The organism is Prosthecobacter sp. Pr1 (assembly GCF_057652315.1).
Genome location: NZ_JBYFBS010000028.1, coordinates 63,973 through 76,770 on the forward strand (window position 1 = coordinate 63,973; position 12,798 = coordinate 76,770).

Annotated in this window: 3 protein-coding genes; 1 reads left to right on the forward strand and 2 read right to left on the reverse strand. The window is 62.1% G+C overall.

Going from position 1 to position 12,798, the window contains the following annotated elements; all coding sequences use genetic code 11:
• Positions 1 to 184 precede the first annotated feature (184 nt).
• A complete protein-coding gene (locus tag AC24GY_RS27585) occupies positions 185 to 9,352 on the reverse strand; it encodes an Ig-like domain-containing protein (protein WP_487689628.1) in 9,168 nt (3,055 codons plus the stop codon).
• A 253-nt stretch (positions 9,353 to 9,605) separates the two neighbouring features.
• Between AC24GY_RS27585 and AC24GY_RS27590 the strand changes: the two genes are divergently transcribed.
• Positions 9,606 to 11,639, forward strand: coding sequence for a DNA gyrase/topoisomerase IV subunit A (locus AC24GY_RS27590; protein WP_487689631.1), 2,034 nt, complete (start codon positions 9,606 to 9,608; stop codon positions 11,637 to 11,639).
• 652 nt (positions 11,640 to 12,291) lie between these two features.
• On the opposite strand, the gene AC24GY_RS27595 is transcribed toward AC24GY_RS27590, so the two are convergent.
• A complete protein-coding gene (locus AC24GY_RS27595) occupies positions 12,292 to 12,783 on the reverse strand; it encodes a DUF7832 domain-containing protein (RefSeq protein WP_487689634.1) in 492 nt (163 codons plus the stop codon).
• Positions 12,784 to 12,798: the final 15 nt, after the last annotated feature.

A 12,798-nucleotide genomic window follows, 5' to 3' on the forward strand; every position in this document is an offset into this window, starting at 1 on the left:
ACCGACTCCCGCCTTCGAACAACCCGTGGCATGCGTGAGCCCAGCAGCACGTCGAAAGCGGTAGCTGCGTTCGTTCCTCACTGCGCAACCGCAGTCCATATCGGAGGCACGCGCAGCGCTTGGGGAGTGATGCCACGCGTCGCTTTCCTGAAATGCTTTTTTGGAAAACGCTGACCTCCCCCACTCACGGCGCTGGAATGATCCAGACGGAAGGGCTGGCCCTCTGCGGCATCTTGATGAAGGTGGCACGACCAGTGCGCAGCAGCGGGGCGTTGTTCTGAGAAGTGGTGGCGGCAGAGCTCATGGATATCCAGATGGGAACGGGCTGGCCGGGCATCTGAAGGAGCCAACTGGCCAGATAGCCCCTCACACTAGCAGTGGCATCACCTTTCCAAAACTGCAGCATCGAGGAAGAGGAAATGAGGGTGCTGGCAAGGAAGGGTGAAGAGGTCATACCCGTTTGCGCAGGCGAGGCGTCGAGCGGCCAGGGATTGGCGAAGAGATTGTAGCCAGCCTGCAGCGGTCGGGCGAAGGGAGTGGTGCGCACGCTGCCGGTGCTGAGCAGTGCTGAGGGGCTGGGGCTGGCGATTTGCAGCATGACCCCTGTGCCTGGCGGAATGAGGGTGTCATTCATGCTGGTCGGGGTGCCTCCATTCAAAACCCAGTGGCGGGTGCCGCCGAGGTCATGGAGCCAGTATGTGATGTAATCTGAAGCGGTGTGAAACAAGACCTGATCTGCGCCACCGGCGGTGGAGGAACCCTGGAAGAGTGAGGGATTGAAGACTTCGCCCAGCGTGCGATGTGAGCGCAGGATCACACGCGCACCGGACAAGCCGGCCACGGCCGAAGCTGAGAGCGTGGTATTGAGCGAGTCATCCGCCACGAGACACGCAACGCCGGTGATGCTCTGCAGATCCAGGCGATGCCCGGCCTGAGGACCGCTGATGATTTCAAGGTAGTAATGCTGCGCGGGATCCATGGCAGAAGCCACGGACGCCTGCTCGCTGAGTGTGACACTGGCAGTGGTGGCGCTGCTGATGGAACCGGTGAAGAGCGCCGCATGATTGAGATTCAGCCCATAGGTCTGAGTGCCGGAGTACAGCGTGGTCTGCTGCCAGCCCACCGGCGCGCTGGTGGCGTTGCCGCCGTTGGTTTGGGTGATGCGCAGACGGATGATGCCACGCGCGAGGCTCTGCCCGGGGAGAGCCTGGAGATCTGGCCACGTCACCCGCTCCCATCCATTGCCTTCAGCGACGACTGCCGGTGCCGCCACCAGCGGGGACCAGTTGATCAAATCGCTGCTGCTTTCGAGCTTGAAGGTGAAAGTGCCCTGACCCGATGGGCGCAGCAGGGTGGCATCGACGCTGCTGTTGCTGCGCGTGACAAGCTGCAAGCCTTCACCCGGCCGGCTGATGCCGCTGGTGAGCGCGGTGCCGAGCGCGACTTCAAGAAGGTCTGAGGCGCTGTCCTCATCGCTGTTCGTCGTGGCGAGATTGTTGGGGAGACTGACGGTGCCGGGAATGATGGAGGCCAGCACGATGCTGTTCGGCGAAGCCGCAGGAGCCGCAGGCGCATTGACGAGCCACTGGCTTTGCGGGATCACCTCGCGCGTCTGGCCGGGGCTTTCCCACAGCAGCCGGGCGGTGGCGCCGCCGGTGCTTTCGTAGTACTCCATGACGACAGGAACGGCCACACCAGCCTGCAGAGCGATGACGCCGTTGTTCCAGGTGTCGCCGTGATTGTTCCAATCATTGACGACCTGCTGACCATTGACCCAGAGTCGCACGCCGTCATCGGTGACAGGGATGATGGTATAAGTCTGCGTGTAGCGCGGGATGAGGTAGCCGTGCCAGCGCACGCTGTAGCCATCGGCAGGAAGGCGTGCATCAGGACTGCCGGTGCCCCAGGTGTAATTGACCGTGGACTCCATGCGCGTGAAGCTGAACTGCTCGAAGTTTTTGCCGATGTAGTAGTCTCCGGTGAGGCCGTTGGTGTTGACCTCCGGCGAGTAGGCTACGGTGATGAGATTGGACACCGTGTTCGGATTGCCAGCGGCATCCTGCGCCACGCCTGCGGGGATTATCACGGTGACATTTCCCGCTGCCGTGGGCGTGACCGTGGCAGCCCATGCCGCCCCGGCGGAGGACAAGGCGGTGACCGTGCCATTGGTGACCGTGAACTCGGAAGCAAGCAGGCCAGTGACGTTCTCGCTGAAAGTCGCATTGACAACAAACGGCCCGGTGACGCTGCTGGCCGGAGTGGTCAGCGCGACTGAAGGCGGCGTGGTGTCCAGAGGTGTGTAAGTAGCGGTGAGCAGATTCGACGCGGTGTTGGCTCCGCCTGTGGCATTGGTGGCCGCATTGGCGGGTACTCTGATGGTGACAGCTCCAGCCGCCGTAGGTGTGACCAGAATGCTGTAAGTGGCACCGCTGCCGCTGAGCGCTGAGGCCACGCCATTGGTGATGGTGAAATCATTCAAAGCCACCCCGGTGACGGATTGACTGAAGACAGCGTTCACAGTGAATGGCCCCGTGACACTGGACGAGGCAGTGCTGAGCAGCACGGTGGGCGCAGGCAGGGGCGCGGTGTAGGTCACGCTCAGGGTGTTGGAAGCCAGGCTCGCATTGCTCGCGGCGTCAAAGGCCGCGCCGACGGGCAGTGCCACGGTCACCGCGCCATTGGCTGCGGGTGTGATGGTGACGCTGTAGGTCGTGCCGCTGCCGCTCAGTGCGGAAGCAACGCCGTTGGTGAGCGTGAAGTCGCTCAAGGCAACTCCGGTGACGGTTTCACTGAAGGTGGCGCTTACGGTGAATGGCGCAGACACACTGGCGGAACCCGTGGCGAGTGTGACCGCTGGTGGCGTGGTGTCGGGCGGGCTGCTGGTATTGACGAACTCCATCCAGTTGAAGTTGACGCCGCCATTTGGAAACTCGATGCGAACGACGGCAGCGGCAGGCAGGGTGAGCCCTGTGGCGGAGAAGGTTTTCCAGGCATAATAGCCCCCTGTATCTGTGACATTGATCGTGGTTGCGAGAGTGCCGTTGATCAGCACGCGCACCGGAACCGGAGTTGCAGACGAGGTGCCCACGCGCACGCTGAAGTTGTAGCTTCCTGACGGGAGAATGGTGGTGTAGCGCAGCCATTCACCCGCCGTGATCCAGCCGATGGAGGGCGTGGCATCCGTGTCTTTGGAAGGCTCAATATCGACTCCGGTGGTGCGGTAGTGCAGGCCGGAGACAACCTCGCCGATGTTGATGGTTTCAGCATCGTGGTAGGCCACCCCTTCCCCGCCTTCGTCAAAATCCTCCGCCTGAATTCGCACGGTCTGCCCCACGATGACCGGAGAATAAGTAACCGTCAGCAAGTTGGAGATGGTGTTCGGATTGCCCCCGGCATCCTGCGCCATGCCTGCCGGAAGCCTGACCGTGACGGCTCCCGCAGCGATGGGTGTGACGGTGGCAGACCACACCGCACCGGCAGAAGACAAAGCGGTGACGCTGCCATTGGTGACAGTGAATTCGGAGGCGAGCAGGCCGGTGACGTTTTCACTGAAGGTGGCGGTGACGACAAAGGGCGTGGCAACGGTGGTGGCCGGAGTGGTGAGCGCGACTGTCGGCGGCGTGGTGTCGGTGTAAGTCACGCTGAGCAGATTGGAGACGGAGTTGCCCAGGCTCGTGCTGTCTGTGGCGGCACTGGCTGGAACACTGACGGTGACCACGCCTGCGGTGGTGGGAGTGACTTTGAAAGTATAACTCGCGCCACTGCCGCTGAAGGTGGAGGCAACTCCGTTGGTGACGACCACATCGCTGAGCGTGAAACCCGAGGCCGAGGAACTGAAGGCCACGGTGACATTGAATGCGGCGGTCACATTCGTGGTGGCGGTGGTGAGGGCGACAGTGAATGGCAAAGGTGCCGTGGTGGGCGCATCGTCAATGCTGGCGACGAACGCGGCGAGGTTGGAGAGGTCCGTGGCCGTCAGCGTCACGCCGCTGTGCGCGGTGATGGCGTCTGCCAGAGTGGCCGCAGAGCCATCGTGCAAATACGGCCCCGTGGCCCAGCTGCCGCGCAGTGTGGGCACATCCAGGCCGGTGAGCGCTACGCCGAGGCGTTTGCCGCTGGCGGGTTTGAGGGTGCCGATATTGGCAAAGACATTGAGCGCGCTGTTGGTGAAGTTCACGCCGCTGTGGCAGGAGGCGCAGTTTTGCGAACGGAAGACCTGCTGCCCGGCGGTGGCCGCCGTGCTCAGCGCGCCGCTGCTGGTGCGGCTTGGGCTGTTGCCGTTGACGGTGAGGGATTTCACATACGCGGCCAGCGGATCGAGATCCGTGCTCACGCCCGCCTTCGCATCGCCGAGCGGCTGATTGCGCGTGCCGGTGTTGAGCTGCGTGTCCGTCATGAGTCCGGTGCCTCCGGCCAGGGCGCGGATCTGCCCTTCGAAATCCTGCACTTCATCGAAGTTGCCGGTCCAGTGCAGCATGCCGTGAGTGGCGTGTCCTTTCAGCGTAATGGTGTTGCGCAGGCCTTCACCGAAACCGGTGAGATCCCACACGCGGCCATCGTGTCCGGCATCGTTGTGGCAGACGGCGCAGCTGATGTACTGCTGCAGCGCGAGGCGCGGGTCCTGCGCATCGTAGAAGAATTGTTTCCCCTTCAGCACCTGGGCGGTGAGTTTTTCCGTGGTGACGGCATTGAGCGTGGCCGTGGTGGCGGGTGCGGTGTTGCCGCCCTGAGTGATGCCGCGCACGTCATGCACCGTGATCGTGCGGTCCATGAAGTTCTGCACATACAGCGTGCTGCCATCCGGCGATGTGACGACGCCCTGCGGTGCGCGGCCTGCGGGAAAGCGGGTGATCTCCTGATGTGACCACACATCGAGAATAGCGACCTCGCGGCTGGCTTCGAGCGCGGTGAAAACATAGATGCCATATGGATCATACGCGGCGGCGCTGGGCATGCCCGCGTTGTCGATGTCCACGCGTGAAGGCAGGTGCTCTGTCTGTGCAGTGAGATCAATGCGTGAGACGATGGCACGCACGCTGTTTTCATGATTCAAAGGCTGGCCGTCGCGCAGCATGCCGCGCTGGATGTTGTCCTGCTTTGAAGGCACCCAGGCGGAGAGACCATCAGGAGAGATGACGGCGGCACCAAGATAGTTGGGCAGACCGCGTGCGGAAGTGGAGGTGTCCGCAGCGGTGCTGGGATTGAGCAAAATGGTGCGTTCCACGGCAAGCGCCACCGTGCCGATGACGACCACCTGACCACCTGCACCCGTGAGCATCGGTGTGGCGGTGTTTTCACCGGCCACGCGTGGCGTGATGAAGCGTGAGGCATACACGCGTGCGCTGTCGGCAGAAATGGAGAGATGCCGCACAGGGCCGCCGGCATCGATGGAAGCCAGTTGTGCTCCGGTGCTGGGGTTCAGCTTCAGCACGCGCCCGGTGCTCTCCAGAGTCACCCATGCGGCCGTGCCCGCAGGATCAAAGACGATGCCGAAGGGGCGAGATCCATACGCGAGCGTGACGGTGGCGGCGACTTTGCGCGTGCTGGTGTTGATGATGCTGATCGTTCCCGTCTCCACATTCGTCACCCACAGCCTGCCGTCCGGCGCCAGAGCCAGGCTGCGTGGCGCGGTGCCCACGGTGATCTCGGCATAGCGTGCACGTGTGACCACATCAAAGGCGGTGACGCTGTTGTTGTCCGGATTCACACACCAGACACGGTCATTGCCGGTGGCACGATCTTCATAGACGATGCTGCAGGAGGCGGCGGGCTTGCGCGTGGTGAGTGCGGCATACACCGCCTGGTAGAAAGTGCTGGTGATCGTGATGCCGGTGTCATCGATGGCGGTGAGCGTCACCAGATAGCGCCCCGGTCCGGCGTAGGTGTGCGCGATGCTCGTGGTCGTGAGCCATGCGGTCTCAGGCGTGCCATCGCCAAAGTTCCATTTGTAGCGCGTGTTGATGCCGTTCGCCGATTGCGCGGTGAAGGTGAGCGCAGAGCCGGTGGCTTTCGGTGCGGCGGCCAGCGGCTGGAGCGTGAGCCCTGCGGTGACATTCCAAACGAAGGCGCTTGTGGCAGGCGTGCTGATGCCATCGCTGGCACTGACGGTGACGTTAAACGTGCCTGCGACCGTGACGGAGCCGGAGATGACGCCTGAACCCGGCGAGATCGAAAGCCCCGTGGGCAATCCCGTGGCGCTGAAGGTGATGGGGTCGTTCTCAGGATCGTTCGCCGTGACGGGCAAGGACACCACCGCGCCGATGAGCGAGGCCTGCGCGCCCGGATTCGTGATCTGCGGCGAGAGATTCTGCGGCACGATGCTGGTGGCGTGGCGAAGATCGCGCAGCGCGAGGATGTCGGGCTGGGACAAAGGGGCCTGATGCAGCGTGACTTCATCCACCGCACCTGCAAAGAAGGCCGTGCCGGGGCTGTCGGCTGCACCCACAGTGAATGGTTTGGAAGCGTTCGGCACGTAGGTGCCGATGTCTTCGTTGACGAGGATGCCGTTGAGGTACAATCGGCGCACACCGGTCAGCGTCGGGCCGCTGGCACTGGTCGTGCGGAAGGTGGCCGCCACATGCGTCCACTGGCCCACGCTCACCGCGCTGCCTTTCAGCCCAAGGAGTTCATCGCCGGTGCGCAACTGCCAGAAACCATCCGTGGTCACCCACAGGCCATAGCCTTTCTTGGTGCCGGTGGATTCATCCCGCGAGGCGAGCACGCAGCGTGCAGTGCCCAGTGCTGCATCATGGCGAACCCAGGCGGCGATGGTGAAGTCGTTCGGATTGAGCGCTACGCTGTAAGGCATGACGACGCTTTGCGTGGTGCCGTTGAACAACGCGCTGCTGCCGGTGCCGGGATTGCCACTGAGCGCGGGATTGGCGCTCGTCGTGTTTGCTCCGCCGCTTGCCGTGCCTGCGATGGACACCAAACCTGCGGCGGTGGATTTCACTTCGCCCGCTGTGCCGTTCCAGCTCGCTTCATCGAAGTTCCACGCCACCACCGGATTCTCGATGGGGAGATAAGGCGAGAGGTAGGTGCCCGCGATGACGGAGACCGCTGCGTCTCCCGGTTTTTTCCAGCCGACGGAGAGGTGATCGTCCCCCGTGCCATCCTTCATCAAGGCTTCGATGTAGTGGCGCCTGCCGGCCTGCAGGGTGATCAGGGCGGAGGTCTGCTGCGGATACCACGTCCAGGTTTGAGGTGGTGTGTAGCCGGGCTGGCTGGAGATCTCCACGGCGTTGGCGGGATTCGCATCGGTGCTCAGTTTCAGGCTCGATTCATCATCGCTGGAGATGAAGAACTGATACTGGCCGGTGACGGGCACGTAGAGAAAGCCGCGCAGTCGCTGGCCGGTGCTGTCATCCCAATTTTGAGGTGAATCAAAGGACGGCTGCAGATCGCGCCCATTCGGATTCGCAGGGAATACGGTGTTGCCCGTGAGGCTGGCCACGGTGGCGCCGTTGATGTTCGTCCAGTACTCACGCATGATCTGGCCGCTGCCGAGATTGGGCAGCAGCACGATCCAATTGAAGGAAACGGAGGTCACCTGCCCTGCGGCGCTCACCAGAATGGTGCTGTGGTAGGTTCCCGGTGTGGCGGTCACAGTGCCGGAGATCAAACCGCTGACGGCATCGATGGCGAGTCCGCTGGGCAATCCACTCGCGGTATAGCTCAGCGTGCCGCCCGTGGCGCTGGCGCTGATGGGCAGAGAGACCACGCTGTTTTGCGTCACGCTCTGCTGCCCGGGATTCGTCACCACGGGCAGCGTGGAGTTCGTGACCTGAATGATGCGTGACACGGACCACACGCCGTTCGCATCCACCGCAAACATCATCCAGTAGCCCGGGGTGAGCACATTGATGCTCGGCGGTGCGGTGACTGCATACACGCCCGGTGATGGATTCGTATGCGTGAAGCGCACATGCCGCAGGCCGGTGTCCACCGAATGCGTCTGCGCGGACATGCTGATGGCGCTGAAGTACTGCACGCCGTCGCTGGCGTTCACCGTGAAGATGGATGCGGGGCCAATGCGATCCGGCGCTGCCGTGATGACGGGCCGCACGGCGGGTGTGCCATCCGCATTGAACAACTGCGGCGGTGTGAAAACCTGCGCATCCTGGTGATCCGTCAGCGCATCGCCCGACAAGCCGCCGCCACCCGACCACACGCGACCATCGGGCAGCAGCATCGCCAGCGAGTGGTAATTGCGCGGCACTGACATGTCCGCCACGCCACGCCATTGCCCCGTCGTGGGATTCCAGATTTCCGGCGTGAACACCGTGCCCAGGTCGCTGAAGAATTGCCCCGAGGTATTGCCACCCACCACCATCACTTCGCCATTCGGCAGCATGACGGAGTTTGAAAAGGAGCGCGCATTCGCCATCGGCGCGGTAGGAGCCACCACGGGTGTGGCGCCGTTGAGATCCACGGTGAAGGCTTTGTTCACCACCACCCCGTCATCAATGGCAGTCAGTCCACCTGCCACCACCACCTTGCCAGGCGCATACATGGCCCATGCGCCCTGCTTCGGATAATGCGTGCCTGGGATGCTGGCCCCTGCCGCAGTCATCGCGCCAGTGCCTGCGGCGGTGATCCAGTTCAGCGCCTGATGCGGGCCAAAGTGCGCCACACGGCCATCCGGTGCCACGAGGAAGAAAGGATGCCAGTTGGTTTCAATCGCATTCGCGATGGGTGGATTTGCCACCGTTTGCCATGAGATGCCGCTCATGCGCCGCCAGCCGGAGCTGGCATTCCATTGCTCGATGGTGCCGTTGCCATTCGCGCCGCCGTTGCCGCCTGCGGTCAGCACTTCGCCATTGGGCAATGCGATGCTCGTATTGTACCACCGGCCATCCGCCATCGTTTGCGCGGGCACCCATTCATGGGTGCGCCAGTCAAACAAGCTGGCCAGCGCCGTGGTGCCATTGATGCCGTTCCCGCCATTCACCAGCAGGCGGCCATCCTGCAGGAACGACAGGCCGCCGCAGAACATGTCATGTCGCCCGTTGTTGATCTCGGTAAAGAGTCCCGTGGCTGGATCCCACACGGCTGCGTAAGTAAACTGCGGCCCGTCTGGAAAGGTCGTGCGCTGATTGGAGGCAAACGTCAGCAATCGGCCATCTGGCAGCATGGCGGCCGATGTAGGAATGTGCGGCGTCCAGGGGATGACGGCGCTCCAGTTTCCCTTCGTGACGTATTCCGCCGGGGAAATGGCGCCCACACTCAGCACCACCGCCTCCGCAGCAGGCGCCAGCCGTGCCGCCTCTGCCAGCAGCGCATCCGTCTCGGCATGGCTGACGCTATCCGCTTTTACGAGATTCCCGACACCCAGCAGAAGCAGGACACACAAACCCCTAAGGCCGGGCCTGATACGCCGCCCCCCCAGTTGAAAGCTTGCATTTACGCGTTTCATATATGAGCAGATTTTCAAAGCTGTGAAGAAGCGATCATCTGGGCGCTCCTCAATTCAGTTGATTGTAAGAGAGCTACCGTTCTCCTGACTGTTCACAGACCTTGATAGTTCACCCATCCGCGCTGCCAGCCCTTGCACTCCCACCTGCACTGTCTATTCTCGCCGCCCCTGTTCATTCCCTCTTTTCGCCGTGGCCAAAAAGTCCTCCAAAAAATCCGCTGAAGAAGCCTTCTCCCCCATCCTGCCATCCGCCGCCCCTGTGGAGCACAAGCCGGTGGACACGCTCTATGGAGACTGGTTTCTCGATTACGCCAGCTACGTCATCCTTGAGCGCGCCGTGCCCCACATCAATGACGGCCTGAAGCCCGTGCACCGCCGCATCCTGCACAGCATGGATGAGCTGGAAGACGGCCGGTACAACAAGGTGGCAAACGTGGTGGGTAACACGATGAAATACCACCCGCATGGCGACGCCTCCATTGGCGATGCCATGGTGCAGCTGGGCCAGAAGGACTTGCTCATCGACACCCAGGGGAACTGGGGCAACACCCTCACCGGCGACAACGCGGCTGCTCCCCGATACATCGAAGCACGCCTGTCCAAATTTGCGCTGGATGTCGTCTTCAGCCCGAAGGTCACCGAATGGGCCGCCTCCTATGACGGCCGCAACAAGGAGCCCGTAACGCTCCCGGTGAAGTTCCCGCTGCTGCTCGCGCAGGGCGTGGAAGGCATCGCCGTGGGTCTTTCCTGCCGCATCCTGCCGCACAACTTCATTGAGCTGTGCGATGCCAGCATCGCCGCGCTGCGCGGTGAGGAAGTGAACCTGCTGCCCGACTTTATCTCCGGCGGCATCATGGACGCCGCCGACTACAACGGCGGCATGCGCGGCGGACGCATCCGCATTCGCGCCAAGATCGACGAAGGCCCGAAGAAGAACATCCTCATCATTTCAGAGATCCCCTACGGCACCACCACTGGCGGCGTGATGGACAGCATCGTCGCTGCGAATGAGAAGGGCAAAATCAAGATCGCCCGCGTCGAGGACAACACCTCGGACAAGGTGGAGATCGTGGTGCACCTCCCTCCCGGCACCGACACCGACCAGACCATCCAGGCACTCTACGCCTTCACCGACTGCGAAGTCTCACTCTCACCGAACGCCGTCGTCATTCAGGACGACAAGCCGCGCTTCATGAACGTGAACGACCTGCTCAAGGCCAGCGCGGAGAACACCAAGAGAATCCTCGGCGAAGAGCTGGGCATCCTGCTGGGAGAGCTCAACGAGAAGTGGCACTTCAGCTCGCTGGAAAAGATCTTCATCGAGAACCGCATCTACCGCCGCATCGAAGAAGCCGAGACCTGGGAGGCCGTGATGGAGGCCATCTGGAAGGGCCTGAAGCCCCACCTCCATGTGCTCAAGCGCGAAGTCACCAATGACGACGTGGCGCGACTGACCGAGATCAAGATCAAGCGCATCTCCAAATTCAACAGCTTCGAGGCCGACGAGCACATCCGCGAGTTGGAAGAGGAGATCGATCAGGCCGAGAAGTTCCTCAAGGGCCTGACCAAGTACACCATCCGCCACTTTGAAGAGCTCAAAAAGACCTACGGTCCAGGGCGCGAGCGAAAGACCGTGATCAGCGGCTTCGAGCGCGTGGCTGCCGCCGAAGTCATCGTGCAGGGCGAGACTCTCTACCTCAACGCCAAGGAAGGCTTTGCCGGCACCAGCCTCAAGCGCGAAGGCGACCCGATCTGCAAGTGCTCCCCGCTGGACGACGTGCTCTTCTTCACCCGCGAGGGCAACATGACCGTGACCAAGGCGGCTGCGAAGTTCTTCGTGGGCAAAAACCCGCTCTACGTCAATCTCTTCAAGAAGGACGAAAGCGCCGTCTATACCATGATCTACCGCGACGGCCGCCAGGGCAGCCTCATGGCCAAGCGCTTCCGCATCGGCGGCGTCACCCGTGACAAGGAATACGTCCTCACCAAAGGCACCCCCGGCAGCAACGTCCTCTACTTCATCCGCCACGAAACCGAGGAAGACTCCAACGCCCAAAACGTCGTCGTCCACCTCAAGCCCGCCCTCTACCTGCGCAACCTCTCCATCAAATTCCCCTTCAACTCCATCGCCATCAAAGGCCGCGAGTCCCAGGGGAACATCATCACCAAGCATGCGGTCGATCGCGTGGTGCGTGAGCCGAAGAGCGGGGAGAGCGCCGAGTGAGGTGGAGCGGCAGCGGCAAAGTACTGAAGAGCTTTAGCTCGTTCTGGGAAGCTGAGCGCATTCCAGAGCGAGATCAAACTCGCCACCACTTTCCTGAGGCCACGCCGCCATATGGACTGCGGTCGCGGAGTGAGGAACGAACGCAGCTACCGCTTTCGCCGGGACCGGTGGCTCACGCACGCCTGAGACCATCCGAATGCGGGAGCCGGTGGTACTTCGCCGACCTGTGAGCTCACGCATGCCCCGAGACGCTCGAAAGCGGCAGCTCCACTCGTTCCTCGTTGCGCAGCCGCAGTCCAAAAACGCTCGGCCTGGCTGCATGATAGAGGCTTCTCCATCCAGCAGCCGCCTGAGAAACTTCGCCAAATGCACCGGGGGGATGTACGCGCGCGCTGAGTGCTGCCCCGCCCTGCAAGCCGGAGGCTTGTGCTACATGCGGTGTCGCCAGTGGTGCAGACTTCAACCTTTTCAACCATTTCAACGGGGGGTGGTGTCCACACGCCATCCGTCAGGGGGAAACTTCCGCAAATTCTGCAAATTCTGCGGGGGGGGGTGTACGCGCAGGCGGCCCTTCCAAGCCGGTCATTTTAACCCTTTCAACACCTGGGGATTCGCGCAGCCAGCGCCGGACAGCGCATGATTGACCTGACGGTCATTTCCAAAATTGCCACCAGGGGCGTTTGGGTGACTGGGCCTTGGAGACGTTTGTCACATCGCCTGTCTTCCACGCGGCGTAGCGCCCGTCGATCACCTGCTTGAGGCGTCCGTAGGTGTCGTCGTTGAACGGGATGTGGTACTCGGACGGCAAGGAACCTTTGAGTGTGACAATGAGATCCTCCATGTAACGCCCGGTGTTGTAGTCGAAATAGGCCGCCGCAAAGGCATTGCCTTCGTCGGTCAGCATGTCGTCGATGAGGCAGCGGTCGAGCATCTTGAAGTAATCCAGGGCGCTGAGCCGTCCTTCGCGCACTGCGGCATAGTCTTCAGGCAACTCGGTCCGCAGCCAGTCACTGACGAACCCGTGCTCGATGCACCAGCGAAAGAAGAACACGATGTGATGGGAAGCATGCTCCTGGGGCAGCCCGAATTTAGCCACGGCCTCGTCGTGCCACTTGGATTTGTCGTATGCCTTCGGCTGGTTCATTTCAGGATAAGCTTA

What these genes read in the sequence shown, in the direction of transcription:
- AC24GY_RS27595 (WP_487689634.1), bottom strand. Translation starts at nt 12,783, where the DNA reads ATGAACCAGCCGAAGGCATACGACAAATCCAAGTGGCACGACGAGGCC.